The organism is Neoroseomonas alkaliterrae (assembly GCF_014199195.1).
GTDB classification, from domain to species: Bacteria; Pseudomonadota; Alphaproteobacteria; order Acetobacterales; family Acetobacteraceae; genus Neoroseomonas; species Neoroseomonas alkaliterrae.
Genome location: NZ_JACIJE010000002.1, coordinates 43,633 through 68,083, shown reverse-complemented (window position 1 = coordinate 68,083; position 24,451 = coordinate 43,633). Strand labels below are relative to the sequence as shown.

Below are 24,451 nucleotides of genomic sequence, written 5' to 3'. Positions count from 1 at the left end.
CGGTGCCACACCGGCGGCCGAACGGTCATGCCTTTCGCCGGCTGGTCGGGGTCGGTGCGGCTCAGCCCCCCGCCCGCATGCGCCCCGGGTTCAGGATGCCCGCCGGATCGAGCGCCGCCTTGACCCGCCGCGCGAGCGCGGCGAGCGGCGGCGGCTCCTCGGGCAGCACGGCGACCGCGGCGCGCAGCGCCTCGGGGCCGCGGAAGAGCGTGAAGGTTCCGCCCGCCGCCCGCGCGGCCGCGGCGATCGAATCATGCACCTGTTCGGTCGCGGGCCCGGCGATCCAGGCCAGCCCGCCGCCCCAGTCGAGATAGGCGCGCCCCCCGGCCGCACGGGCCGCCGCCATGATCCCGGGCCCCGCCGAGGGCCGCACCGAGACTCGCCAGATCGCCTCTCCTCCGGTGGCGGCGAGCGGTGCGCCGTCGCGGATCGCCGCCCAGATCCCGCGCGATTCATCGGCGTCGGCGATGCGCGTGCCGCCATGCGCAGCCATCTCATGCACGACACGCCCGGCGCGATAGGCGACCGAGGGCGCGAAATCCTCGATCCGCAGCAGGGCCTGCATCCCGTCCGGCCCGTCGAGCAGCGCCGCCCCGCTGACGCCATAGGGGCTGCCGAGCCCCGCGCTCAGGGCGCGCACGCCGGCCGCGGCATCGGGCACGGCCACGACCACCGTCGCCTGCGCCTCGGGCGCCGGCAGGACCTTGAGCGTGATCTCCGTCATCACGCCGAGCGTGCCGTAGGAACCCGCGAGCAGCTTGCACAGGTCGAGGCCCGTGACGTTCTTGAGCACCCGCCCGCCGGAGCGGATGACCTCCCCCGTGCCGTTCACGAAGCGGATGCCGAGGACGTGGTCGCGCATCGCGCCCCAGGCGATGCGCCGCGGCCCCGAGAGGTTCGCCGCGACGATCCCGCCCAGCGTCGCCGGCGCTTCCGTGCCGAACAGGGCGCGCGTGTCCGGCGGCTCGGCGATCAGGTGCTGGCCCTTCTCCGCCAGCGCGGCCTCGATCTCCGGCACCGGCGTGCCCGCGCGCGCGGAGATCACCAGTTCCGAGGGACGGTAGAGGGTGATGCCGGTGAGGCCGCGGGTGGAGAGCGTGCGCGCCGCCTGCACCGGCCGCAGCAGCCCGCGCTTCGAGCCGTTGCCCTCGACGGCGAGCGGCTCGCGCGACGCATGCGCGTCGGCGATCGCGGCGGAGATGCCGGCCTCGTCGGCCGGCGCCAGGACCTCGCTCATTCGGCCGCCAGCGGCACCGGCGCGCCCTCGAGCGGGAAGACCTTGGACGGGTTCAGCAGCCACTGCGGGTCAAAGGCGGTCTTGATGCGGCGCTGCTGGTCGAGCTCGTGCGGGGCGAACTGCACGCTCATCAGGTCGCGCTTCTCCACGCCCACGCCATGCTCGCCGGTCAGGCAGCCGCCGACCTCGACGCAGAGCCGCAGGATGTCGGCGCCGAAGGCCTCGGCGCGGCGGAAACTGTCGGGGTCGTTGGCGTCGAACATGATGAGCGGATGGAGATTGCCGTCGCCCGCGTGGAACACGTTCGCGACGCCGAGGCCGTACTGCGCGCTCATCTCCCCGATGCGCTTCAGCACGAAGGGCAGTTCCGAGGTCGGGATGGTGCCGTCCATGCAGAGGTAGTCGGGGCTGATCCGCCCGACCGCCCCGAAGGCCCCCTTGCGGCCCTTCCAGATCGCGAGCGACTGCTCGGCCGTCTCGGCGACCTTGAGGCTGATCGGGTCGAAGCGCTCGCAGATCGCCTTGATCCGGTTCAGCAGCTCGTCCTGCTCGGCAGTGCTGCCCTCCACCTCGATGATCAGCATCGCCTCGGCATCGAGCGGGTAGCCCGCATGGGCGAAGGCCTCGCAGGCATGGATGCAGGGCTTGTCCATGAACTCGAGCGCCACGGGAATGATGCCCGAGGCGATGATCGCATCCACCGCCGCACCCGCGATCTCCGTCCCCTTGAAGGCGGCGAGCATCGCGCGCGCGCCTTCCGGGCTGCGCAGGATGCGCACCGTCACCTCCGTGACGAGGCCGAGCTGGCCCTCGCTGCCGGTGATGAGCCCGAGCCAGTCATAGCCCGCGGCATCGAGATGCGCGCCGCCGATCTCGATCACCTCGCCCTCGATGGTGACGAACTTCACGCCGAGCAGGTTGTTCGCGGTGACGCCGTATTTCAGGCAATGCGCCCCGCCCGAGTTCATCATCACGTTGCCGCCGATCATGCAGGCGAGCTGGCTCGACGGGTCGGGCGCGTAGAAGAAGCCGTCGCCCTCCACCGCCCGGGTGATGCCGATGTTCGTCACGCCGGCCTCGACCACGGCGAAGCGGTCATCGAGGTTGATGTCGAGGATCCGGTTCATCCGCATCAGCCCGATCACCACCGCGTCCGCCAGCGGCAGCGCGCCGCCGGAGAGCGAGGTGCCCGCCCCGCGCGGCACCACGCGCACGCCGTTCTCGTGGCAGTAGCGCAGCACGGCGGCGACCTGCTCGGTGCTGCCGGGCAGCACCACCGCGAGCGGCACCTGGCGATAGGCCGCGAGGCCATCGGTCTCGTAGGGCTTGAGACGCGTCTCGTCGGCGATGACGCCGTCGCCGGGCACGATGGCGCTGAGCGCGGCAATGATCTCCTCGCGGCGGGCGAGGATCCCGGGCTTGGGGGCAGGCAGCGCGATCACGGCGAGGTCCTCCGTATGGCGGGAAGATGCGCATCACCCGCCCGCGCGGCAAGCGCGCGGTTGCGCCGGGCGGCATTCCGCCCGCATCCTGGCGTGCCGGGCGCGCACGGGAGAGGGCGGCGCATGAAGACGGCATGGATCGCGGCCACGCTCGCGCTGGTGCTGGCGGCGCCGGCCGGGGCCCAGGGGCAGGGCGCCTATGATGTCGAGGGGCGCGGCGGCGACGGGCAGGCCTATCGCGGCACGGCGCTGCTCGAGAACACGGGGCACAACACCTGGCGCGTGACCTGGCAGGTCGGCGCGGACACCGCGCGGGGCGTGGGCTTGCTGATCCCCGAAGGCCCGCTGCTCGTCGTCGGTTACGAGATGGCGGGCCGGGAGATCGGCGTTGTCGCCTATGCCGTGGAACCGGACGGCCGCCTACTCGGCACCTGGACGCAGGGCGAGGGCGGCGGCGTCGGCTACGAGACGCTCACGCCCGCGGCCGGCGCGGCCCGCAAATGACAAGGGGGGCCGAAGCCCCCTGCGGAAGAACGGATCGGGCCGGGGCGCGCGGCCCCGGCGCCGCCCTCAGCCCTGGCGGGCCTTCAGGCGCGGGTTCTTCTTGTTGATGACGTAGACGCGGCCGCGGCGGCGCACCAGCACGCAGTTCTTGTCCCGCGTCTTGGCGGTCTTGAGGGAGTTACGGATCTTCATGGCAAACCTCGTGGAGGCGCGCTTCTAGGGGGGTGGGGCAGGCAAGTCAACATCATGCGGCACGGCGCTGACCGGGTTGCCGCGACAAGGCGTCCGGGGGAGGGCGGCGCATCCCCCACCCGCCTCACTGCGCCGCCGCCCGCGCCGCCGCTTCCTCCGCCGCGATGCGCGCGAACCCGTCGCGCGTCTGCGGCAGTTTCCGCCCCAGGATCTGCTCGGCCACCTGCGTCCTGAGCACCTGCGCGGTGCCCCCGGCGATGGCGAACATCCGCGCGTCGCGGACGTAGCGCTCCATCGGGTTGTCGCGCGAATACCCCGCCGCGCCCCAGACCTGCAGCGCGTCGTTGGTCACGCGGATCGCCATGTCGGCGGCCATCACCTTCGCCTGGGCCGCCGCGAGGCGGTCCGGGAAGCCGTTGGGCCCGGCAGAGCGCGCCGCCCGCCAGACCAGGGCGCGCGAGGCCTCGATGGCGATGGACATGTCCGCCAGCATCCAGGCGAGGCCCTGGAACTCCGCGATCGGCCGCCCGAACTGGCGGCGCGCCTGGGCGCGCTCCAGCGCGTGGTCATAGGCCCCGGCGGCAAGGCCCAACGCCACCGTCGCCGCGCCCACGCGCTGGCCGTTGTAGGCGTCCATCAGCCGCCCGAAGCCGCGCGCCCAGCCGCCGGGCGGGCGCAGCACCATCGAATCCGGCACGACGAGGCCCCGCATCGTCACATCCGCCTCCGGCATGCCCCGCAGGCCCATGGAGGGGATGCGCCGCGCCTCCATGCCGGCGGGCATGGCCTCGCCGTCGCGCACCACGATGAAGCCGCCGATGCCCTTCTCCTCGCCATCCTCGATCACCCGGGCGAAGACGAGATGCAGGCGGGAGATGCCGCCGCCAGTGATCCAGGTCTTCTCGCCCGTGATCTCCCAGCCGTCGCCGCGCCTGACCGCGCGGGTGCGCATCTCGGTCGCAGCCGAGCCGGCCTCGGGCTCCGTGATCAGGATGGCCGGCTTGTCGCCCGAGAGCACGCAATCGGCCGCGATGCGCTTCTGCGCCGGCGTGCCGTAGGCCATGATGGCGCCGATCGCGCCCATGTTGGCCTCGACCGCGATGCGGCCGCACACGGCGCAGGCCCTGGCGAACTCCTCGATGACCAGCACGGCGTCGAAGTAGGACAGGCCCGGCCCGCCCCATTCCTTCGGCACCGTCAGCCCCATGAAGCCAGCCTCGGTCATGCGGCGGACCATCGGCCAGGGATACTGTTCGGAGCGGTCGGTGGCGGCGGCCTGGGCGGCGGCCTCGCGCGCCACCTCGCGGGCGCGGTCGCGCAGCCTCGCCTCGGCCGCGGTCAGGGCGTGCATGTCATCCTCCCATGATGCGGCGCTCGATCGCCTCGGTCGCGGCGCGGTCGAGGCGCAACGCCTTCGCGAAGCCGTCGAGCCAGGTGCGTTCGGCGCCTTCGATGCGGCCCGCGCCGGCCACGGCGGCGGCGTAGAGCTGCGCGGCGAGCATCGGATCCCGCGCCTCGCGCGCGAGTTCCTCCGGCGCGGCGGCCTGATCGAACCCGGCGAGCGCGGCATCGCGCGCTGCGGGCGAGAGGCCCGCGGCGTCGAGCTGCTGGGCGATCCGCGCGCGCTCCTCCGCGTCCACATGGCCATCGGCGCGGGCAGCGGCGATCATGGCGCGCAGCATCAGCAGCGCCTCGCGCTCCTCGGCCGGAATGGCAGGCGGCGGCGGCGCGCCCGGCACCGGGAACCAGCCGCCCCCCGCAGGCGCCGGCTTCGCGGCCGGCTCGGCGCCCCATCCGCCGGCGGAGGGCACGCTGGTGCGCGCGGGTCCGGGCTTCGGGGCCGGCGCGGGGGCGGGCTTGCCCCGGGGTGCCGGGGCAGGCGCGGGTTTGGCCGGGCTGGGCTCGCCCCAGCCCCCGGCGGTCCGCCCGCCGGTCCGTGCCGGCGCGGGCGCGGTCTGCCCGCGCGTCATGGCTTCCACCGCGACACCGGCGAGCACCGCGAGTGCGCGCCCCAGATCCTGGTTGCCGGAGCGCCGCCGCGGCCGGCGCGCCGCCCCGCCGCCGCCAAGCACCGCGCCGAGGACACTGCCGAGATCGAACTTCGCCATGGGCGTGGACCCTCCGACTGCCGAGACTGCTACAGGCCGTCGAGGGCCGCCGCAATGGTGGGCGCGAGGGCGCGGAACGCCTCCGCCCGCGGATCGCCGGCACGCCAGGCGAGGCTGATGCGCCGCGCGAAGCCGCCGTCCAGCGGCCGCAGGACCACCGGCGCCGCGGCGCCGCCGGCCATGGCGAGGCGCGGCAGCAGCGTCACCCCCAGCCCGTTGCCGACCATCTGCAGCAGCGTGTGCAGCGAGGAGGCGGCGAAGCCCTCCACCGCCCCGGCCGAGGGCAAGCCGGCCGCGAGCAGCGCGTGATCGCGCAGGCAATGCCCCTGTTCGAGCAGCAGCAGCCTCTCCCCGGCCAAGGCCTCGGGCGCGATCGCCTCCGCGCCGGCGAGGCGATGGCCGGCGGGCAGCGCGACCAGGAAGGGATCCTCGGCGATCGGCAGCGTCTCCGCCCCGCCGCAGTCGCCGGGAAGGGCGATGACCAGCAGGTCGAGCCGCCCCGCCGCGAGCCTGTCCGCGAGCATGTCGGCCGCATCCTCCCGCAGCCACAGGCGCAGGCGCGGAAAGGCCTCGCGCAGCCTGGGCATGAGCCGCGGCAGCAGGAACGGCCCGATGGTGGGGATGGTGCCGAGGCGCAGCGGCCCGGCGAGCGGGGCGCGCGCCCTCCACCGTCTCCATCACCGCCGCAAGCGCGGTGAGGGCCTCGCGCGCGCGACCGACGAGTTCGCGGCCCAGCGGCGTGAAGACCGGCCGCTTGCCGCCGTTGCGCTCGAGCAACGCGGCATCGAGCTGGCGTTCGAGCGCGAGGATGCCGGAGGAGAGGGTGGATTGCGTCACCGCGCAGGCGGCGGCGGCGCGGCCGAAATGCCCATGCTCGGCGAGCGCGACGAGGTAGCGGAGCTGTTGCGGGCTCGGCAGCGTGCTCATGCCGCGGGTGGGTGGTGCGGTCTCGGCATCGCGCCAGCATGGGGAGCGCCGGCCGCTGCGCAAGGCCGGGTGCCGAGCGACGCCCGCGGCGAGCCGGAGCCTGCCGGCTCAGGCGGCGTGCACGCCCTCGCCGCTGCCGAGGCCCATCAGCGCAGGCCGATCGGTGATCTCGATGCCCGAATGGCCGTGCAGCCGGATCCAGCCGCGCTTGCGGAAGGCGGAGATGGCGCGGCTCACCGTCTCCAGCGTCAGGCCGAGGAACTCGCCGATATCCGCCCGCGTCGCCGGCAGGTCGAAGACCGGGCCCACACGGCCGCGGCGCTCCTGCGCCTCGACGAGGGAGATGATGAAGCCCGCCACGCGCTCCTCGGCGCTGAAGCGCCCGAGGGCGAGGATATGGTCCTGGCTCGCGGCCAGTTCCTTGACGCAGAGATCGAGAAAGCGACGCTCGAGTACCGGATAGCGGCGGAACAGATGCTCGAGCCGGCGGCGGTCGAGCCGGCAGACCGTTCCCTTGGTCAGCATCTCGGCGCCCACGGCGTGTTCCTTGTCCGGCGTGAAGCCGAGGATGTCGCCGGCGAAGCGAAAGCCGATCACCGCCTGCCGCCCATCGGGCAGCACGCGGGTCAGGCGCGCGGTGCCTTCGGTCAGGGTATAGATGTGGCGGGCGGGATCACCCTGGTGGAAGATGGCGTCGCGCGGCTCGAGCGCATGGCGCTCGCTCTCGCCCGACATGTCGTCGAGCGCGGCGACGTCGAGCGGCGCGCAGAGACCGATCGAACGCGAACCGCATTTCATGCAGACATTGGCCTCGGAGCCGAGGCCATCCATCAGGGCGCGTGTCGCGTCGAGCGGGTTCATGAGGATCATTCACCTGACACGGCGGCGTAATCGCCTGCCTACTCCCCGTCGTCCAGAGGCGTCTTGGGGTAATGTCCCCCGCGGATTGAGGTAGATCAAGAACAAACGCATCCCTCGCAGGACATCCCCGTTCCGCGCCGGCTCGAAGCCGAGGCTTGCGCGCCGCGCCGGGCCGTCCAGACTGCGCGCGAAGCCAGCCAGGAAAGCGCGATGACCGTCAAAGCCCCGGATTTTCGTCTCGATGGCAGACGGATCCTCGTCACCGGCGCCTCGCTCGGCATCGGCAGGGCTATCGCCGCCGCGGCTGCGGCAAGCGGGGCTGAGGTGATCCTCTCCGCGCGCCGGCGGGAGGGACTCGAGGCGCTCGCGCAGGAGATCGCGGCGGCGGGCGGCCGCGCCCGGGTGTTGCCCTTCGACGCCGCCGATCCGCGCGCGATCCGCGCGGCCTTCGCCTTGGCCGGGCCGCTCGACGGCCTCGTGAACAATGCCGGTTCGGTCACGCGCGAACCGTTCCTCGAAGCCAGCGAGGCGGAGCTGGACCGCGTCCTCACCCTGAACGTGAAGGGGGCGACCCTCGTCGCGCAGGAGGCCGCGCGCGCGATGGCCAGGGCGGGAAGCGGCGGCTCCATCGTCAACATCGCCTCGGTCGCGGGGCTGGTCGGGGCGCGCAACCGCAGCTTCTACGCCGCGACCAAGCACGCGGTGATGGGGCTGACGCGCAGCATGGCGCTGGAACTCGGGCCGCTGGGCATCCGCGTGAACGCCGTCTGCCCGGGCCTCGTGAACACGCCGCTCGCGGCCGAGCTGATGGCCGATGCCGCCTTCGTCGCGGCCACGCGCGCGCGCATCCCGCTCGGGCGCATCATGGAGCCCGAGGACATCGCCGGCCCGGCGGTGTTCCTGCTCTCGGGCGCGTCCTCCGGCATCACCGGCATCGCCCTGCCGGTGGATGGCGGCGTGACGGCGGAGTAGCGCGCCATGGCCGTCACCGTCCGCACCTGCGGCGCCGCGCGCACCGTCACCGGCCTGTCGCTGCTGTTCGAGACGCCGCGCACGCGCTTCCTGGTGGATTGCGGCATGTTCCAGGGGCCCAAGACGCTCAAGGCGCTGAACTGGGAGCCCTTCCCCTACCGACCGCGCGACATCGCGGCCGTGCTGCTGACGCATGCGCATATCGACCATTCCGGCCTGCTGCCCCGGCTCGTGAAGGAAGGCTTCCGCGGCCCCATCCGCGCGAGCACGCCGACGGTGGATCTCTGCGGCGTGATGCTGCCGGATTCGGGGCATGTGCAGGTGATGGAGGTCGAGATGCTCAACCGCCGCAACCGCCGGCGCGGGCGGGCGGAGGTCGAGCCCATCTACACCCCGGACGACGCCGCCGCGGCGCTGCGCCATTTCCGCTCCGTGCCGATGAACCGCTGGCTCGAGTTCGAGGAGCTGCCCGGCATCCGCGCGCGCTGGTGGAACGCGGGGCACATGCTCGGCTCGGCCTCGATCGAGATCGCGTTCCACGAGGATGGCGAGGCGCCGCTGCGCGTGCTGGTCTCAGGCGATCTCGGCCCCGACTGCGCCGCCTTCCATCGCGACCCGGAGGGGCCGGACGGCCTCGACCACGTCTTCCTCGAAAGCACCTATGGCGACGAGGACAGGCCCTGCGTGGACCATGCCGCGCGGCGGGATCGCCTCGCCGGGATCGTGCACGATGCCGTGCATCCCGACGGTGCGCTGCTGATCCCGGCCTTCGCGGTGGAACGCACGCAGGAGATCTGCTGGGACTTCGTGACGCTGATGCAGTCCGGGCGCATCCCGATGGCGCCGATCATGGTGGACAGCCCGCTCGCCATCCGCGCGACGCAGGTCTTCCTCGAGCATGCGGCGGAACTCGAGGACGGGCGTTCGGTCAGGCGCGCCCTGCGCTCGCCGCTGCTGAACTACACCGAGACCGGCGAGCAGTCGCGCCGCATCGCCGAGGTCGAGGGCTTCCACATCGTCATCGCCGGGTCGGGGATGTGCGATGCGGGGCGCATCCGCCACCACCTCAAGCGCTGGCTCTGGTCGCCCGAGGCGACGGTGCTGCTGACAGGATTCCAGGCGGAAGGCACGCTCGGCCGCCTGCTGCTGGAGGGCAAGCAGGAGGTCCGCATCCAGGGCGAGACCATCCGCGTGCGCGCGAACATCCGCGAGATCCGCGACTATTCGGGCCATGCCGACGCGCCGGAACTCGCCGCCTGGCTCAAGGCGCGCGGGCCCGTCTCGGGCGGGGTGTTCCTCGTGCATGGCGAGCCGCCGGCGATGCAGGCGCTGGCCGGGCGGATCGAGGCGGAGGGGCTTGCCGCGCCGGGCCGGGTGGTGCTGCCCACGCTGGACGATGGCTGGCGGCTCGCGCGCGGCACCGCCCCGCTGCCGATGGAGGTGGCCCGCCGCCGGCCCGACCCTGCCGATGCCGGCCGGCCGGACTGGCACAATGCGCGCGCGGCGCTGCTGCTTTCGATCGAGGATGCCATCGAGAAGGCGCCGGACGCCGCGGCGCGCAACGCGCTGCTGGCACGGCTGCGGGCGGCGCTGGAGGCACCGCCCGGCTGAGCCCGCCCCCGCAGGGGCGGCACATAGAGCCCCGGCCTCAGCCCGCAGTGCGGCGGCCGGCCTCCCAACGCTCGATAGCCGCGAAGACGCCGAGCGCGACGACCGCGAGCACCGCATAGAGCACCCAGAGCGGCTGGCCGGTGATGTCGGCCAGCGTGACCCGGCCGAGGTTCCACCAGGCGAGCACGGTGCCGCGCAGCCACTCGAAGGCATAGGCATAGGCGATGGCGCCGGCGATCATGCCGAGCACGCCCACCAGCGCATGGGTGCGCCCGGTCGCGGCCGCGGCGAGCCCGGTGCCCGGGCAGTAGCCGTAGATCGCCATGCCCACGCCGAACAGCAGCCCGCCGAGCACCACGCCGCCCATGTTGGCGTCGCGCAGGTGCCAGCGCGCCTCGCCCATCTGCACCAGCACGAAGACGCCGATGCCGCCGACCACGACCGCGGTCAGCATGACCTTGAGCACGGTGAAGTCGCGCAGCCGCAGCTGGTTGACGATGACGTTGTAGTCGAGCACGCGCCCGCGCTCGAGCAGCCAGCCGAAGGCGAGGCCGAAGAGCGGCGCGAGCCAGAGAGCGGTTTCCTTGGCGACGGGGAACATGATGCGTCTGCCTCCCTCAGCGGCCGCGGAACATCAGCCACGCCGTGGCGACGCCCGAGGCGAACATGGTGGCGAAGAAGGTCCAGCCGACCACGGCCATCTGCAGGCTCTGCGAGATGCCGTTGCCGGAAGTGCAGCCATTGGCGAGGCGCGAGGCGAACATGATGATCGCCCCGCCGATGAAGGCCCAGGCGAAGCGCCGCGCGACGGAGGGACCGAAACGCTCGGCCCAGACCGTGGGCACGTGCTCGACCCGCAGGCTGCCGCGCGCGAGCGCCGAGAGGAAGGCGCCCGCCGCCGTGCCGATCAGGAACAGCGTGCCGTAGTCGAGGCGCATCGGGTTGCGCGCCCAGTAGGCATTGGCGGAGACCGCCTCCTGCCCGACGAACAGCGCCGCGATGCCGCCCGCGACCTGCGCGCCGGCGGTGGTGATGCCGATCGGCGCGGCGACGATGACGAAGACCAGCCAGGACAGGACGCCGATGCCGGCGCCGATCAGATAGGGGTTCCAGCGCCCCGCAGCGGCTTCCTCGCGCGGGGAGGCTGCCGGCAGGGCCTGGCGAAGGGCGAGGCCACTCATGGTGGGGGCTCCTTGCTCCAGTCAGTTCGGTCATCCGAATATAAGGAAACTGTGATTATCGCGCAAGCCTCAAGCCGAGCCCCGATTGACGCGCGCCGGGGCATCCCACATTCGTCGCCATGACCGATCCCGCGATCCTCTGGTTCCGCCAGGACCTCCGCCTGGGGGACAACCCCGTCCTCGCCGTCGCGGCGGAGCGCCCCGTCCTGCCGGTCTTCGTGTTCGAGGACGGCCCCCGCGCGCCCGGCGGAGCGGCGCGCTGGTGGCTGCATCACAGCCTCGCCGCGCTGGCCGGGGCGCTGGCCGAACGCGGCGCGCCGCTCGTGATCCTGCGCGGCGATGCGCGGGAGATCATCCCCCGCCTCGCAGCGGAGATCGGCGCCACCGAGGTCCATGCCGGGCGGCAGACCGAGCCCCTCGCCCGCAGCCGCGACGCCGCGACGCATGCCGCGCTCGAGGCCACCGGCCGGCGCCTCGTCCTGCACCGCAACGCGCTGCTGCACGAGCCGCACCGCGTCCGCACCGGGGAAGGCAGGCCCTATGGCGTCTATACCCCGTTCTCCCGCGCCGTGTTCGCGCTGCTCGAGGGCCTGCCCCCGCCGCTGCCCGCGCCCGGGAGGCTGAGACCGGCGGCCGGGGCACCTTCGGGCCTGCCGCTCGATGGGCTCGGCCTGCTGCCGGCGCCGCCCGTGCCGGACTGGGCGGCGGAGTTCCGCGAGCACTGGACGCCCGGCGAGTCCGGCGCCCATGCGCGGCTTGCCGCCTTTCTCGAACACGGGCTCGACCGCTACGCCGCGCGGCGCAACATGCCCGGCGTGGCGTGGGGAACATCCGGCCTCTCGCCGCACCTGCATCTCGGCGAGATCTCCCCGCGCCAGGTCTGGCACGCGGCCCGCGAGAAGGGCGGGGCGGGGCTCGAGACCTTCCTCAAGGAGCTGCTCTGGCGGGAATTCTCCCACCACCTGCTCTGGCACCGGCCGGAGATGGTGGACACCCCGCTGCGCCCGGAATTCGCGGCCTTCCCCTGGCGCGAGGACGCCGCCCTGCTGCGCGCCTGGCAGCGTGGCCGCACCGGCTATCCCATCGTGGATGCGGGCATGCGCGAACTCTGGCGCACCGGCTGGATGCACAACCGGGTGCGGATGATCGCCGCCTCCTTCCTCGTGAAGCACCTGCTGCAGCCCTGGCAGGCGGGCGAGGCCTGGTTCTGGGACACGCTGGTGGATGCCGACCTCGCGAACAACTGCGCCTCCTGGCAATGGGTGGCCGGCTGCGGGGCCGATGCGGCGCCCTATTTCCGCATCTTCAACCCCGTCCTGCAGGGTGAGAAGTTCGACCCGGAGGGCGCCTATGTGCGGCGCTGGTGCCCCGAACTCGCGCGCCTGCCCGACCGCTTCATCCACCGCCCGCACGAGGCGCCCGAGGCCGTGCTGCGCGAGGCCGGCATCGTGATCGGCCGCGACTGGCCGGCGCCGCTGGTGGACCTCGCCGAGGGGCGCGCGCGCGCGCTCGCGGCCTTCGCCGCCATCAAGGGCGGCGAGGCGGCGTGAGCCCCACACCAAGGGCGCTGCGCGAGGCGGGCTTTCGCGGCATCCGCGTGGTCGGCGACGTGCACGGCGATGCGAAGGGCTTCGCCGCCGCCATCGCCGGCGCCGAGGCGGCCGGGCTGTTCCTCGTGCAGCTCGGGGACCTCACCGACCACGGCCCGGACAGCCCGGCGGTGCTGCGCGCGATGTTCGGGCTGCTCGATGCCGGGCGCGGGCTGTTCCTGCTCGGCAACCACGACCACAAGCTCAGGCGCGCGCTGACCGGCGGCGCCGTGCGGGTGGAGGCGGCGGGGCTCGGGCGAACGCTCGCGCAGATCGCCGCCGCGCCCGATGCCGGGCCGCTCGCCGCCCGCGCCGTGGCCGAGATCGGCCGCGCGCCGGCCTGGCTGCGACTCGGGCCGCTGTTCTGCGTCCATGCCGCCTTCCATGACGGGATGCTGCTGCACCCCCCGCCACCCGATGCCGGCGCGACGCGGCCCGAAGGGCATGTCGGCCGCGCCATCTACGGCCAGGTCACCAGCCGGCGCGGACCCGACGGCTTCCCGATCCGCCTGACCGGCTGGGTGGACCATGTGCCGGCCGGCATGACCGTGCTGGTCGGGCACGACAACCGCTCGAAGGACGGGCGGCCCGCGGTGCTGGGCGGCGCGCGGGGCGGGCGCGTGGTCTTCCTCGACACCGGCGCGGGCAAGGGTGGCGCGCTCGCATGGCAGGATTTCCCCCTCGATGCGCTGCTGGATTGAGGGAGGTCAAGGACATGTCCGTTCCGTGACGTCTGCATGACAGCCCGCATGTGACAGGCGAGGCCGAGCCCGATGGACCAGGACAGAATCCCGCCCGCAGAGGACGACGGCGCGCGCTCCATCGCCTCCGCCGCCGCCGCGCTCGGCGCGCCCGAACGGCGCCCGCCGCGCCCGTCGCGCGACCCCGAGGCCATCCGCCGCGCCTTCGAATCCGGCGCCTACCCCTACGCGACGCGCCTGACGGAGAAGGAATACGTCACGCGCATCATGCCCCTGCAGGTCGAGCTGCTGAAGGCGCAGTCCTGGATCAAGGCGGCCAACGAGCGCGTGACCGTGCTCTTCGAGGGCCGCGACGCCGCCGGCAAGGGCGGCACCATCAAGCGCTTCATGGAGCACCTGAACCCGCGCGGCGCCCGCATCGTGGCGCTGGAAAAGCCGAGCGAGCAGGAACGCTCGCAGTGGTACTTCCAGCGCTACGTCAGCCGCCTGCCGAGCGGGGGCGAGATCGTCTTCTTCGACCGCTCCTGGTACAATCGCGCCGGCGTCGAGCGCGTCATGGGCTTCTGCAAGCCGGCCGAATACCTGGAGTTCATGCGCCAGGCGCCCGAGCTGGAGCGCATGCTGGTGCGCTCCGGCCTCAGGCTCTTCAAGTTCTGGTTCAGCGTCACGCGCGAGGAGCAGGCCCGCCGCTTCAAGGCGCGCGAGACCGACCCGCTGAAGCAGTGGAAGCTCAGCCCGATCGACAAGGCGAGCCTCGACAAGTGGGACGACTACACCGAGGCCAAGGAGGCGATGTTCTTCTACACGGACACCGCCGACGCGCCCTGGACCATCGTGAAGTCCGACGACAAGCGCCGCGCGCGCATCGAGGCGATGCGCCACTTCCTGTTCCACCTGCCCTACGAGGGCAAGGACACGAGCGTGGTGCACGAGCCCGACCCGCTGATCGTCGGGTCCACCGCGCATGTGATCGGCAACAGCGCGCATATCCTCGGCAAGACGCTGCACCCGGAGCAGCGGCGCAACGGCCGGCGGTAAGGCGCGAGGCGCAGGCGGCGGGCGGTCTCCGCCTTCGGTCCGCTCGCTCGGCGCGCGGGCCGGCCGCGCGCAGGAAGGGCGCGGCCCGTCTCAGGCAGGCCGGTGCCCGGTCAGAGGAAGCCCACCGGGTCCACGTCCACCTGCACGCGCACATGGCCCGGCACCTCGACGCGGGCGAGCCACGCGCGCAGCAGCGGCTGCACCGCGATGTCCCGCCGCGTCTTGAGCAGCAGGCGGCGCCGGTGCCGCCCGCGCAGGATGGCGAGCGGCGCCGGCGCGGGGCCGAGCACTTCCACCCCCTCCCCGCCCGGCGCGGCCAGGCCGAGGTCGCGCGCCACGCGATCCGCGGCGCGATCCTCCTCCGCGCTGACGATCAGCGCGGCCAGGCGCCCGAAGGGCGGCCAGTGGCCCGGGCGGCGGGCCTCGGCCTCGGCCGCCATGAAGGCGTCGAGGTCGCCCGAGACCAGCGCCTGCATCACCGCATGCTCGGGGGCGAAGGTCTGCAGTAGCACGCGGCCCGGATGCTCCTCCCGCCCCGCCCGCCCCGCGACCTGGTGCAGGAGCTGGAAGGTCCGCTCCGCCGCGCGCAGGTCGCCCCCGGCGAGGCCGAGATCCGCATCCACCACGCCCACCAGCGTCAGATGCGGGAAGTGCCAGCCCTTGGCGACGATCTGGGTGCCGATCAGCAGGTCCACCTCGCGGTCGCGGATCGCCGCCGCGGCCGCCGCCGCGGCCGCCGGGCCGGCGATGGTGTCCGAGGCCATGACGAGCCGCCGCGCCTCGGGCCAGAGGGCGGAGGCCTCCTCGAGCACGCGCTCGACTCCGGGGCCGATGGGCACGGTGGAATGCGGCGCCCCGCAGGAGGGGCAGGCCTCGGGCGGGGCCTCGGCATGGCCGCAATGGTGGCATTGCAGCCGGCGCGCGGCGCGGTGCTCGACCAGCCAGGCGGTGCAGTTGGGGCAGCGCAGGCGGTGGCCGCAGGCGCGGCACAGGGTCATGGGCGCATAGCCGCGGCGGTTGAGGAACAGCATCGCCTGTTCCCCGCGCGCCAGCGTCTCCCCCACCGCGGCGACGAGCGGGGGGGAGAGGAAGCGGCCGCGCTCGGGCGGGCTGCGGCGCAGGTCCACCAGCGTCACCTGCGGCATCGCCGCGCCGCCGTGCCGGGCCGGCAGATGGACCGAGGCGTAGCGCCCGGTCGCGGCATTGGTCACGCTCTCGAGCGAGGGCGTGGCGCTGGCCAGCACGCAGGCGGCCTCCGATAGCCGCGCCCGCACCACCGCCATGTCGCGCGCGTGATAGACGACGCCCTCCTCCTGCTTGAAGGCGGTCTCGTGCTCCTCGTCCACCACGATCAGGCCGAGATCGGGGAAGGGCAGGAACAGGGCGGAACGGGCGCCGACCAGCACCGGAGCCTGCCCCTCCGCCACCGCCCGCCAGGTGTCGCGGCGGGTGCGCGCGGTCAGTTCCGAATGCCACAGCGCCGGCGCGGCGCCGAAGCGGGCGCGGAAGCGTTCGAGCCACTGGGCGGAGAGCGCGATCTCGGGCAGCAGGACCAGCGCCTGGCGGCCGCTGCGCAGCGTCTCGGCGATGGCCTCGAAATAGACCTCGGTCTTGCCAGAGCCGGTCACGCCGGTCAGCAGGGTGGTCGAGAAGGCCCGCCGCCCGGCCGCCTCGCGCAGCAGGTCGGCCGCGGCCTGTTGTTCGGGCCCGAGGGCGGGGCCCGGCCGCGCCGGATCGGGCGGGGCGAAGCGGGGCCGGTGGGGCAGCAGCGCGGGGGCGATGAGACCGGCCTCGGCCATGCCGCGCAGCACGGCGGGGGTGACGCCGGCGGCCTCGGCGATCTCGCCCCCGGCCCGCGGCCGCCCATCGGCGAGAAGGTCGAGCACCCGCCGCCGCGCGGGCGTGATCCGCGCACCCTCCGGCGCGGAAGCGAGCCGCCAGCCGGCCTGCGGCGCGGGGGGTTCGAGCGCGGCCGGCGCGCTCATGGCCATGCGCAGAACCGCCCCGGGTGGGCTGAGCGTGTAGGCAGCCACCCAGTCCACGAAGCGGCGCAGCGTCGCGGTCATGGGCGGGGCGTCGAGCACCTCGATCACAGCCCGCAGGCGCGATTCGGGCAGGCGCGAATCCGCCTCCCCGTCCCAGACCACCCCGATGGCGCGCCGCGTGCCGAGCGGCACCAGCACGAAGGAGCCGGCCGGCGGCGGCGGGCCGGCCGGGGCGCGGTAGTCGTAGGCGTCGGCCAGCGGCAGCGGCAACAGCACCCTCAGGCGTGCCCCGCGGGCAACACTCCCGCCCGCCGCGCCCTCCTCCATGTCCGCGGCCGCCCCCATCGGCTAGACTGTGGCCCTCAGCACAACCAGCCGCCATGAACGGCCGCAGACTGCCGCTGGAAGGTCCATCGCATGAAGTTCTTCGTCGATACCGCCGAGGTCGCCGAGATCCGCTCGCTCGCGGAGGCCGGCCTCGTGGACGGTGTCACCACCAACCCCTCCCTGGTCGCGAAATCCGGCCGCGACTTCAAGGAGGTGATCGCCGAGATCTGCGCCATCACGCAGGGCCCGGTGAGCGCCGAGGTCACCGCCACCGACGCCGCCGGCATGATCGCCGAGGGCCGCGCGCTGCGCGCCATCGCGCCGAACGTTGCGGTGAAGGTGCCGCTGACCGAGGCCGGACTCGTCGCCTGCCGCACGCTCGCCGGCGAGGGCGCGATGGTCAACGTGACGCTGTGCTTCAGCGCCGCGCAGGCGCTGCTCGCGGCCAAGGCCGGGGCGACCTTCATCTCTCCCTTCGTGGGCCGGCTCGACGACATCTCCACCGACGGCATGCGGCTGATCGCGGACATCATCCAGATCTACCGCAACTATCCTCAGTTGAAGACCGAGGTTCTCGTCGCCTCGGTCCGCCACCCGATCCACCTCGTGGAATCGGCGAAGCTCGGCGCCCATGTGGCGACGCTGCCGCCGGGCGTGATCCGCATGCTGCTCAAGCATCCGCTGACCGATCGCGGCCTCGAGGCCTTCCTGGCCGACTGGAAGAAGACGGGGCAAAGCATCCTGTGAGCGAACGCCTCCCCGTCCCGGACGTCCAGCAGGACCTCCAGGCGGAGGAGGTCGAGGCCTTCCTGCGCGCCAACCCGGCCTTCCTGGCCGAGCGGCCCGAGATCTACCGCATCCTCGTGCCGCCGCGCCGGGTGCATGGCGAGCACCTGACCGACCACATGGCCGCGATGCTCGAGGCCGAGCGCAGCCGCACCCGCGCCATCGAGGCCGAGATGCGCGCCGCCGTCGAGGCCGGGCGCGCCGGGGCCGGGCTCGGCCTGCGCATCCGCCTCGCGGTGCTGGCGCTGATGCGCGCGCAGGACGTCATCGAGGCGCTGACGCAGGAAGTGCCGGCGCTGCTCGGCGTCGAGACCTGCACGCTCTGTGCCGAGCCCTGGTGCGGCCCCGCGGACGGGCCGCGCCCGGCCGGCCTGCGCCTGCTGCCCGCGGGCAGTGTCACGCGGCTGATCGGGCGGGGGCGCGACGCCGTGGTGCGCACCAGCCCGAGCGAGACGGCGCTGCTGCATGCCGAGGCGGCGCCGCTCGTGGTGCGAGATGCGCTGGCGCGCGTGCCCATGGCGGCGGGGCCGCCGATGCTGATCGCCGTCGGCGCGCGGGAGGCCGGGGCGCTGCCGGCGCGGCAGAGCGTGGCCGTGCTCGCCTTCCTCGGCCGCGCGGTCGCCGCCGCCCTGTCGCGCTGAAATGATGGGGGATCAGGCGCGCACCGCCTGGCTCGCCTGGCTGGCGCGGGAACGGCGGGCGAGCGCCAATACGCTCGAGGCCTACGGCCGCGACGTGGCCGAGTTCCTCGGCTTCCTCGCGCGGCACCTGGGCGGGGAGCCGGATCTCGCCGCGCTCGGTGCGCTGCGGCCGGCCGATCTGCGCGGCTTCCTCGCCGAGCGGGCGGCGCAGGGGGATTCGACCGCGACGCGGGCGCGGCGGCTTGCCGCCGTGCGCGGCTTCCTGCGCTACCTCACGCGCCATCACGGCATGGCGGCGCTGCCGCTCGGCGCGCTGCGCGGCCCGCGCCCGAAGCCGCCCATCCCGCGCGCGCTGAGCGCGGAAGAGGCGCGCGCGGTGGCGACCGAGGCGGGCGATGCCTATGCCACCGGGCGGCACGAGCGGCCGGCGATGCAGGCCGCGCGCGATGTCGCGCTCTTCGCCCTGCTCTACGGGGCGGGCCTGCGCATCGCGGAGGCGCTGGCGCTGAACCTCGGCGACGCGCCGTTGCCCGGCGGCGAGGCGGCGCTGCGGGTGATGGGCAAGGGCGCGAAGCCGCGGCTGGTGCCGGTGCTGCCCGCGGTGCGGGAGGCGATCGCGGCCTATCTGCGCGTGCGCGGGCCGGGCGCCCCCGGAGACCCGCTCTTCATCGGCGCGCGCGGCAGGCGGCTCGATGCCGCGGTCGCGCAGCGGGCGCTGCGGGCGTTCCGCCGCCTCGCGAACCTGCCCGAGCACGCGACGCCGCATGCGCTCCGCCATTCCTTCGCGACGCATCTGCTGGGCGGCGGGGCGGATCTGCGCGCCATCCAGGAACTGCTGGGCCATGCGAGCCTCTCGACCACGCAGCGCTACACCGCGGTGGATGCCGAGGCGCTGCTCGCCACCTGGCGGCGCGCCCATCCGCGCGCCGGCTGAGCGGCCCGCGCGAACCCTCCCCCTGCTCGCTTCGCGCTACCGTCGCCCCGCAGCACCATGCATGATACCGGATGAAGGATGCGCCCGCGTCAGGCGCGCAGGGTGAGGAAAGCGTCATGTTCGAAGCGGCCGAACTCGAGCACAAGGTCGCCAAGGCCGACTACAAGCGCGAGGAGGAGACGCTGCGCCGCGACCTTCTCGCCGTGCAGCGCGCGCTCGGGCAGAGGCCGCGCTTCCCGGTGCTGATCCTGATCGCCGGCGTGGAGGGCGCGGGCAAGAGCGAGACCGTCCACCTGCTCAACGAATGGATGGACCCGCGCTTCATCGAGGTCTCGGGCTTCGGCCTGCCGACCGAGGAGGAGGCCGCCCACCCGCCCATGTGGCGCTTCTGGCGGGCGCTGCCGCCCAAGGGGCGGATCGGCGTCTTCTTCGGCGCCTGGCACACCATTCCGATCCTCGAGCGGGTGCTCGGCAGGCTTTCCGCCGGCGACTTCGCCGCGCGGATGGAGGAGATCATGCGCCTCGAGCGCATGCTCGCCCAGGAAGGCGTGCTGCTGCTGAAATACTGGTTCCACCTTTCCAAGGCGCAGCAGAAGCGCCGCATCAAGGCGCTGGAGAAGGACCGCGAGACCTCCTGGAAGGTCACCCGCTACGACCGCAAACTGTTCGAGCACTACGACGACTTCATCGCGGTCTGCGAGCCCTTCGTGCGCGAAACCTCGACCGCCGAGGCGCCCTGGACCGTCGTGCCGGCGGCCGACGACCGCTACCGTGCGCTCTTCGTCGGCCGGCACCTGCTCGCCGCGCTGCGCGCGCGGCTCGATGCGCCGGAGCCGCCGGCCGCGGCCCCTGCACCGGCGGCGACGGTGCCGGACAAGGTCAATGTGATTCGCGCGCTCGAACTGCGGCAAGCGATGTCGCGCGAGGATTACGAGCGCCGGCTGGCCGAGGTGCAGGGCCGGCTTGCGCGCGCGACGCGCCACAAGCGCTATGGCCGGATCAGCGTGGTCGCGGTGTTCGAGGGCAATGACGCGGCCGGCAAGGGGGGCGCGATCCGGCGGCTTGCCGCCGCGCTCGACCCGCGTGCCTACCGAATCGTGCCGGTCGCGGCTCCCTCGGAGGAGGAGCGCGCGCAGCCCTATCTGTGGCGCTTCTGGCGGCATGTGCCCCGGCCCGGGCGGCTGACGATCTTCGACCGCTCCTGGTATGGGCGCGTGCTGGTCGAGCGTGTGGAGGGCTTCGCGGCGGAGCCGGACTGGCGGCGCGCCTATGCCGAGATCAACGATTTCGAGGCGCAACTCGCCGGCCATGGCGCGGTGGTGGCGAAGTTCTGGCTCGCCATCAGCAAGGACGAGCAGCATCGCCGCTTCAAGGACCGCGAGGCGACGCCCTTCAAGCAGCACAAGATCACCGCCGAGGACTGGCGCAACCGCGAGAAATGGGACGCCTACGAGGCCGCGGTCTGCGAGATGGTCGAGCGGACCTCGACACGCGAGGCGCCCTGGACGCTGGTGGAGGCGGACAACAAGCTGCATGCCCGGGTCAAGGTGATCGCCACCCTCGCCGACCGGCTCGAGGTGGCGCTCAAGGCGGCGAAGTAGCGCCGCGCCGGGCGGCATTGGCGGCCTGGTGCGCGGCGCGGATCGGCGCCGGCAGCCGGCGGCCGCCCGTCGCGCCGAGCACGATCGCGGCCGCCGTGGCGAGCCCGACGCGGTGGCCGGAGGACAGGTAGAGCGGCCGCGCCCCGCGCCGCGTGCGCAGCGCCATGCCGATGACCGCGCCCTTCCAGCGGACCGGCGCGGAATCGCCTGGATCGGGGCCCGGCTCGCCCTCCCCCACCAGCAGGGATTTCGCCACGCCGATGGTGGGCACGCCGAGCACGAGGCCGAGATGGCAGGCGAGCCCGAGGCCGCGCGGATGCGCGATGCCCTGCCCGTCCACCAGGATGATGTCGGGCTTCACGGCAAGCCGCCCCCAGCAGGCGGCCAGCGCGGGCACCTCGCGGAAGCCGAGATAGCCGGGGATGTAGGGGAAATCGGCGATGCGGCTTTCCGTGGCGGTGGCGAGGACGCCGCCGGCAGGATCGAGCGTGACGATCGCCGCATGCACGCGCCGCGCGGGATCGAAGCGCGTGTTGCTGGCATCGGCGCCGCCCAGGCGCCAGGGTGGGGGCGGCAGGTCGTCCGTGGTGACGAGGCGGGCGGCCATCTCCGCCTGCGCCGCACGCGCCTCGGCGATGTCCCTCGGGTGGAGCCAGTGGCGGAGCGTATCCGGCGCCATGGCCGGAGTCTGCCACGGATCAGAAGCCGCCGCTGTAGCCGAGGCGCAGCAGCACGGCGTGGGAGGTGCCGAGGCGGCCCGTCTCCTCCCGCACCGAGCGCCCGTACTGGTAGCCGACATCGAGCCCGAAGCCGGCGCCGAGATCGCGGCCGACCGAGGCCTCGACATAGTTCTCGGTTGGCAGCGAGTCGGTGCTGCGCTTGCGCTGGTCGCGCTGCCAGGCGAGCGTCGCGCGCCAGTCGCCGTAGCGGTGCTGGACGCCGAGCGTCGTGAAGGTCCGGCGCTCGGAAAGGGTGGTGTCCAGAATCGCCTCGACCGGATCGCCGGTATTGGGATCGCTTCCCAGGATCGTCAGCTCGGTGCGTGGGCGGCCTCCGGCCCCGCGGAACTGCACGGCCTCGGCGAAGAACAGCGTGCAATGGTCCGCCGACCAGCGGTGCTGGTAGCGCAGCGCAGCCGCATAGCCCCATTCGCGGGCGGTGCCATCCAGCCCGGCCGCCCGGCTGACGAGAGCGAGATGGTAGGACAGGCCCGGCGCCCAGGAGATACCATCCCCATCAAGGGCGAGGGCGAAACTGTCAAGCTGCCCGGTATTGGCGGGGCCGCCCTGCTGCCGCGTGTTGCGATTGAAGCGTTCGTACCGCTCGTCGCAGCAGCGACGGCGCGTCAGCCAAGTCGATGAGAGAAAGGTGCGGTCGAGCGTGAAGAGCGCGGCCGAGATGTCGTGCTCGCCGAAATCCGGGTGCGAGAGGAACGTCCAGCTGCCGCCGACGCCAAGACTGTCGCCGATCATCTGCACCTCGTGCGCGCGGACGCGCGTGAGGATCCCGGGGAAGTCATGATGACCTCGCCCGAAAGGCGCGACGAAGCGGCCGCCATGGAGAGTGAGCGTCTCGGCCGGCTTCCACTCCAGGAACAGCGCCTCGAGGAAGGCCGCTTGCCGCCGGAAGCCGATCACGCCGTCCTGGGGCGTGCCGCCTGTCGAATCCCCCTCTCCGATCGGCTCGAAGGCCAGCACGCCCTGGATCGAGAGGCCGCGCGCGATATGCAGGCCGGCGGCGATCTCCCCGAAGAGGAAGATGCTCGTACCACGGCGCTCGGCATCGGACGCGCGTGTCGTTGTGATGGAATAGAGGCCGAGATCGGTCTCGACCGAGAGCTGCGGGAATTCCTGCGCGACGGCCGGCGCAGCCATGAGCAGCGCAGCCGCGAGCCCTATCCGCCCGTGCATCATGCGGCGCCCCGCATGGCCGGCACCAGCAGCCTGACATTGTGGCCGAACATCGCTTCGTAGGTCGGCGCTGGACCGCCCGGCCCGGAGAGCGCGTCCGCATAGAGGCGGCCGCCGACCGTGACCCCCGCCTCGGCCGCGATACGGCGCAGCGTGGCCGGATTCGCTATGTTCTCCATGAATACTGCGGTGATGTTCTCTGCCTTGATCTGCCGGATCAGCCGCGCGACCTGCTGGGCGGAAGGCTCCGCCTCGGTCGAGACACCCTGTGGAGCGAGGAAGGTGATCCCATAGGCATCGCCGAAATAGCCGAAGGCATCATGGCTGGTGACGACGCGACGGCGCGCCGGCGGCACGGCTGCGATCTCGGCGCGGACCCAGGAGTCGAGAGCGGCGAGGCGAGCGAGATAGCCATCAGCGCGTGCGCGATAGCCATCCGCGCCGCCCGGATCGGCGGCGGCGAGCGCCGCGGCGATGGTGCGGACATAGGCCTGGCCATGGCGGAGATCCTGCCAGGCATGCGGGTCGGGCACACGGCGGGGGCCGACGCTGTGCTGCGTGCGACGGCCGGCGCCGTGGTCGTGGCCGTGTGCGTGCCCATGGCCGTGGCCATGGTGATGATGGCTCTCCATCATGCGAGGGGTGATGCCCTCGGTCGTCGTGACAACGGCGCCTTGGAAACTGGCCGCGCGCAGCATGCGGTCCATCCAGGCGTCGAAACCGAGGCCGTTGCGCAGGACCAGCCTTGCCCCGCGCAACGCGGCGGCATCGGACGGACGGGGCTGGAATCCATGCGCATCGGCATCGGCGCCGGCGATCACCGTCAGGGCGATCCGCTCCCCCCCTATCTGCGCGGCCATGTCGCCGAGGATGGAGAAGGAGGCGACCACGGGCAGGCGGGCAGGCTGGGCGGAAACCCGCGCCGCCAGAAGCGCCGGCGGCAGGGCGAGGAAGGTTCGGCGGAGCATCTCGCACTCACGCAATGTTATATAATAACGTTATCTAGCAGCGATACGGGCGGGTGGTCAACCTGGTTGCCCCTTCAGCCCTCAGCCCCGCCCGAACAGCCGGCGCAACCAGCCCATCAGCCCGCCACCCGGGGCGTGGTCGCGCCGCTGATGCGTCGCATGGGGCCGCCGGGCCGGCGGCGGCAGCGCGGAGGCGACCGTGTGCCGGCCCGAATCCCGCGCGGCAATCAGCCGCCGCTCCAGCGCGACAACCTGCGCGACCGCCTCGGGCGGATGCAGGCCGGCGAGTTCGGCGGCGGTGGCCTCGGCATCCTCCCAGGCTTCCGCGCGTCGCAGGGCGTCAATGACGCGCACCGTCTGCTCGGCATCGAGCGGCGGGCCGGAGCGCCAGAGCGCCACTGCCTCCTGCCGCCAGGCGCTGGCAAGGTCGGGACGGCCCGCGTCATCGGCCACCCAGGCGGCCTGCAGCGTGGCCTCGGCGGCGGCGTGCAGCGCGCCCGTCTCCTCGAGCACATGCGCCCAGGCGAGGAAGCGCCTCGCGACCGGCGGGTGGGAGGCGTCCTGGATCAGCGCGCGGAACGGCGCGGCATGGACCGCCGCCGCCGCGGCCGGGTGCGCCCGCGCGATCGAGGGGGCGGCGTATCCGCAATGCGGGCATTGCTGCAGCCAGCGCGCCATGGTCGAGCGCACCGGCTCGCCGGGGCGAAGGTCGAGGTCGGGCGCCTGCTCGGGCGGCGGCGGTCGGAACGGCGGCTGGCGGCTCTCGCGCCCGCAGACCCCGCAGGCGGTCTGGCCGGCGGCGGCGGAGCGGGGGGAGGCGGACGGCGTTTCTGCCATGGAACCTCCACGATACAGCAGGACGCGCCGCACCGGAATCGCGGAGGCATGACGACAGACCGTTGCAGCCCGGCGCGGCCTTGGGCACATCTTGCGCCG

General features: G+C 73.4%; 23 protein-coding genes and 1 pseudogene. 10 read left to right on the top strand and 14 right to left on the bottom strand.

Annotated elements, in window-relative coordinates; genetic code table 11:
• Positions 1-61 precede the first annotated feature (61 nt).
• Positions 62-1,237, bottom strand: a complete 1,176-nt coding sequence (glcE, locus tag FHS88_RS03705; RefSeq protein ID WP_184481461.1) for a glycolate oxidase subunit GlcE — start codon at positions 1,235-1,237, stop codon at positions 62-64.
• Positions 1,234-2,679, bottom strand: coding sequence for an FAD-linked oxidase C-terminal domain-containing protein (locus FHS88_RS03700; RefSeq protein WP_184481459.1), 1,446 nt, complete (start codon positions 2,677-2,679; stop codon positions 1,234-1,236). The genes glcE and FHS88_RS03700 overlap by 4 nt, the downstream gene beginning before the upstream one ends.
• A 123-nt stretch (positions 2,680-2,802) precedes the next feature.
• On the opposite strand from FHS88_RS03700, the gene FHS88_RS03695 reads away from it, so the two are divergent.
• Positions 2,803-3,183 (top strand): hypothetical protein, encoded by a 381-nt coding sequence (locus FHS88_RS03695; RefSeq protein ID WP_184481457.1) that lies wholly within the window; start codon positions 2,803-2,805, stop codon positions 3,181-3,183.
• A 66-nt stretch (positions 3,184-3,249) separates the two neighbouring features.
• Here FHS88_RS03695 and ykgO read toward each other — a convergent pair whose 3' ends face one another.
• The 5 genes and pseudogenes from ykgO to FHS88_RS03670 all read right to left on the bottom strand — a co-directional run bounded on the left by ykgO (position 3,250) and on the right by FHS88_RS03670 (position 7,271).
• Positions 3,250-3,375: a type B 50S ribosomal protein L36 gene (ykgO, locus tag FHS88_RS03690; protein ID WP_137125466.1), complete on the bottom strand. Its 126-nt coding sequence runs from the start codon at positions 3,373-3,375 to the stop codon at positions 3,250-3,252.
• Between the two features lie 124 nt (positions 3,376-3,499).
• Positions 3,500-4,726: a 3-sulfinopropanoyl-CoA desulfinase gene (gene acdA / locus FHS88_RS03685; RefSeq protein ID WP_184481455.1), complete on the bottom strand. Its 1,227-nt coding sequence runs from the start codon at positions 4,724-4,726 to the stop codon at positions 3,500-3,502.
• Position 4,727: 1 nt separating this feature from the next.
• Positions 4,728-5,483, bottom strand: coding sequence for a DUF533 domain-containing protein (locus FHS88_RS03680; RefSeq protein ID WP_184481453.1), 756 nt, complete (start codon positions 5,481-5,483; stop codon positions 4,728-4,730).
• A 29-nt stretch (positions 5,484-5,512) separates the two neighbouring features.
• A pseudogene (locus tag FHS88_RS03675) lies at positions 5,513-6,410 on the bottom strand (hydrogen peroxide-inducible genes activator).
• Between the two features lie 108 nt (positions 6,411-6,518).
• Positions 6,519-7,271: a Crp/Fnr family transcriptional regulator gene (locus tag FHS88_RS03670; protein ID WP_184481451.1), complete on the bottom strand. Its 753-nt coding sequence runs from the start codon at positions 7,269-7,271 to the stop codon at positions 6,519-6,521.
• A 210-nt stretch (positions 7,272-7,481) separates the two neighbouring features.
• Here FHS88_RS03670 and FHS88_RS03665 point away from each other — a divergent pair, with 210 nt between their 5' ends.
• A complete protein-coding gene (locus FHS88_RS03665) occupies positions 7,482-8,243 on the top strand; it encodes an SDR family NAD(P)-dependent oxidoreductase (RefSeq protein ID WP_184481449.1) in 762 nt (253 codons plus the stop codon).
• A 6-nt stretch (positions 8,244-8,249) separates the two neighbouring features.
• Positions 8,250-9,854 (top strand): MBL fold metallo-hydrolase RNA specificity domain-containing protein, encoded by a 1,605-nt coding sequence (locus FHS88_RS03660; RefSeq protein ID WP_184481447.1) that lies wholly within the window; start codon positions 8,250-8,252, stop codon positions 9,852-9,854.
• A gap of 37 nt (positions 9,855-9,891) precedes the next feature.
• Here FHS88_RS03660 and FHS88_RS03655 read toward each other — a convergent pair whose 3' ends face one another.
• Complete coding sequence (locus FHS88_RS03655) at positions 9,892-10,455, bottom strand: DUF6691 family protein (RefSeq protein ID WP_184481444.1); 564 nt, start codon at positions 10,453-10,455, stop codon at positions 9,892-9,894.
• 16 nt (positions 10,456-10,471) lie between these two features.
• A complete protein-coding gene (locus FHS88_RS03650) occupies positions 10,472-11,035 on the bottom strand; it encodes a YeeE/YedE thiosulfate transporter family protein (protein ID WP_184481442.1) in 564 nt (187 codons plus the stop codon).
• A 119-nt stretch (positions 11,036-11,154) separates the two neighbouring features.
• Here FHS88_RS03650 and FHS88_RS03645 point away from each other — a divergent pair, with 119 nt between their 5' ends.
• The 3 genes from FHS88_RS03645 (at position 11,155) to ppk2 (ending at position 14,363) form a co-directional block, all read left to right on the top strand.
• Positions 11,155-12,585, top strand: a complete 1,431-nt coding sequence (locus tag FHS88_RS03645; RefSeq protein ID WP_184481440.1) for a cryptochrome/photolyase family protein — start codon at positions 11,155-11,157, stop codon at positions 12,583-12,585.
• Entirely contained in the window at positions 12,582-13,325 is a 744-nt protein-coding gene (locus tag FHS88_RS03640) for a metallophosphoesterase (RefSeq protein WP_338146386.1), read from the top strand. Before FHS88_RS03645 ends, FHS88_RS03640 begins: the two co-directional genes overlap by 4 nt.
• A gap of 72 nt (positions 13,326-13,397) precedes the next feature.
• Positions 13,398-14,363, top strand: coding sequence for a polyphosphate kinase 2 (gene ppk2, locus FHS88_RS03635; RefSeq protein ID WP_184481438.1), 966 nt, complete (start codon positions 13,398-13,400; stop codon positions 14,361-14,363).
• A 110-nt stretch (positions 14,364-14,473) separates the two neighbouring features.
• On the opposite strand, the gene FHS88_RS03630 is transcribed toward ppk2, so the two are convergent.
• Entirely contained in the window at positions 14,474-16,675 is a 2,202-nt protein-coding gene (locus tag FHS88_RS03630; protein ID WP_184482284.1) for a primosomal protein N', read from the bottom strand.
• 90 nt (positions 16,676-16,765) lie between these two features.
• Between FHS88_RS03630 and fsa the strand changes: the two genes are divergently transcribed.
• The 4 genes from fsa to pap all read left to right on the top strand — a co-directional run bounded on the left by fsa (position 16,766) and on the right by pap (position 20,637).
• On the top strand, positions 16,766-17,422 hold the full coding sequence (fsa, locus tag FHS88_RS03625; protein ID WP_184481436.1) for a fructose-6-phosphate aldolase: 657 nt from the start codon (positions 16,766-16,768) through the stop codon (positions 17,420-17,422).
• Positions 17,419-18,102, top strand: coding sequence for a DUF484 family protein (locus tag FHS88_RS03620; protein ID WP_184481434.1), 684 nt, complete (start codon positions 17,419-17,421; stop codon positions 18,100-18,102). Before fsa ends, FHS88_RS03620 begins: the two co-directional genes overlap by 4 nt.
• A 1-nt stretch (position 18,103) precedes the next feature.
• Positions 18,104-19,036, top strand: a complete 933-nt coding sequence (locus FHS88_RS03615; RefSeq protein ID WP_184481432.1) for a tyrosine recombinase XerC — start codon at positions 18,104-18,106, stop codon at positions 19,034-19,036.
• Positions 19,037-19,152: 116 nt separating this feature from the next.
• Positions 19,153-20,637 (top strand): polyphosphate:AMP phosphotransferase, encoded by a 1,485-nt coding sequence (gene pap / locus FHS88_RS03610; RefSeq protein ID WP_184481430.1) that lies wholly within the window; start codon positions 19,153-19,155, stop codon positions 20,635-20,637.
• Here the strand turns inward: pap and FHS88_RS03605 are convergent.
• From FHS88_RS03605 to FHS88_RS03590, 4 genes are all read right to left on the bottom strand, one after another.
• Positions 20,621-21,316, bottom strand: a complete 696-nt coding sequence (locus tag FHS88_RS03605; protein ID WP_211842684.1) for an endonuclease V — start codon at positions 21,314-21,316, stop codon at positions 20,621-20,623. The two genes, pap and FHS88_RS03605, sit on opposite strands and share 17 nt — an antisense overlap.
• Positions 21,317-21,335: 19 nt before the next feature.
• Entirely contained in the window at positions 21,336-22,511 is a 1,176-nt protein-coding gene (locus FHS88_RS03600; protein ID WP_184481428.1) for a hypothetical protein, read from the bottom strand.
• Between the two features lie 35 nt (positions 22,512-22,546).
• Positions 22,547-23,515 (bottom strand): metal ABC transporter solute-binding protein, Zn/Mn family, encoded by a 969-nt coding sequence (locus tag FHS88_RS03595; RefSeq protein WP_184481426.1) that lies wholly within the window; start codon positions 23,513-23,515, stop codon positions 22,547-22,549.
• A gap of 81 nt (positions 23,516-23,596) precedes the next feature.
• Complete coding sequence (locus FHS88_RS03590; RefSeq protein ID WP_246419425.1) at positions 23,597-24,352, bottom strand: hypothetical protein; 756 nt, start codon at positions 24,350-24,352, stop codon at positions 23,597-23,599.
• Positions 24,353-24,451: the final 99 nt, after the last annotated feature.

Excerpts from the sequence above, each read along its gene's own strand:
- glcE (WP_184481461.1), bottom strand. The coding sequence starts at position 1,237 with ATGAGCGAGGTCCTGGCGCCGGCCGACGAGGCCGGCATCTCCGCCGCG.
- FHS88_RS03695 (WP_184481457.1), top strand. The coding sequence starts at position 2,803 with ATGAAGACGGCATGGATCGCGGCCACGCTCGCGCTGGTGCTGGCGGCG.
- ykgO (WP_137125466.1), bottom strand. The coding sequence starts at position 3,375 with ATGAAGATCCGTAACTCCCTCAAGACCGCCAAGACGCGGGACAAGAAC.
- acdA (WP_184481455.1), bottom strand. The coding sequence starts at position 4,726 with ATGCACGCCCTGACCGCGGCCGAGGCGAGGCTGCGCGACCGCGCCCGC.
- FHS88_RS03680 (WP_184481453.1), bottom strand. The coding sequence starts at position 5,483 with ATGGCGAAGTTCGATCTCGGCAGTGTCCTCGGCGCGGTGCTTGGCGGC.
- FHS88_RS03670 (WP_184481451.1), bottom strand. The coding sequence starts at position 7,271 with ATGAACCCGCTCGACGCGACACGCGCCCTGATGGATGGCCTCGGCTCC.
- FHS88_RS03665 (WP_184481449.1), top strand. The coding sequence starts at position 7,482 with ATGACCGTCAAAGCCCCGGATTTTCGTCTCGATGGCAGACGGATCCTC.
- FHS88_RS03660 (WP_184481447.1), top strand. The coding sequence starts at position 8,250 with ATGGCCGTCACCGTCCGCACCTGCGGCGCCGCGCGCACCGTCACCGGC.
- FHS88_RS03655 (WP_184481444.1), bottom strand. The coding sequence starts at position 10,455 with ATGTTCCCCGTCGCCAAGGAAACCGCTCTCTGGCTCGCGCCGCTCTTC.
- FHS88_RS03650 (WP_184481442.1), bottom strand. The coding sequence starts at position 11,035 with ATGAGTGGCCTCGCCCTTCGCCAGGCCCTGCCGGCAGCCTCCCCGCGC.
- FHS88_RS03645 (WP_184481440.1), top strand. The coding sequence starts at position 11,155 with ATGACCGATCCCGCGATCCTCTGGTTCCGCCAGGACCTCCGCCTGGGG.
- ppk2 (WP_184481438.1), top strand. The coding sequence starts at position 13,398 with ATGGACCAGGACAGAATCCCGCCCGCAGAGGACGACGGCGCGCGCTCC.
- FHS88_RS03630 (WP_184482284.1), bottom strand. The coding sequence starts at position 16,675 with ATGGAGGAGGGCGCGGCGGGCGGGAGTGTTGCCCGCGGGGCACGCCTG.
- fsa (WP_184481436.1), top strand. The coding sequence starts at position 16,766 with ATGAAGTTCTTCGTCGATACCGCCGAGGTCGCCGAGATCCGCTCGCTC.
- FHS88_RS03615 (WP_184481432.1), top strand. The coding sequence starts at position 18,104 with ATGATGGGGGATCAGGCGCGCACCGCCTGGCTCGCCTGGCTGGCGCGG.
- pap (WP_184481430.1), top strand. The coding sequence starts at position 19,153 with ATGTTCGAAGCGGCCGAACTCGAGCACAAGGTCGCCAAGGCCGACTAC.
- FHS88_RS03605 (WP_211842684.1), bottom strand. The coding sequence starts at position 21,316 with ATGGCGCCGGATACGCTCCGCCACTGGCTCCACCCGAGGGACATCGCC.
- FHS88_RS03600 (WP_184481428.1), bottom strand. The coding sequence starts at position 22,511 with ATGGCTGCGCCGGCCGTCGCGCAGGAATTCCCGCAGCTCTCGGTCGAG.
- FHS88_RS03595 (WP_184481426.1), bottom strand. The coding sequence starts at position 23,515 with ATGCTCCGCCGAACCTTCCTCGCCCTGCCGCCGGCGCTTCTGGCGGCG.
- FHS88_RS03590 (WP_246419425.1), bottom strand. The coding sequence starts at position 24,352 with ATGGCAGAAACGCCGTCCGCCTCCCCCCGCTCCGCCGCCGCCGGCCAG.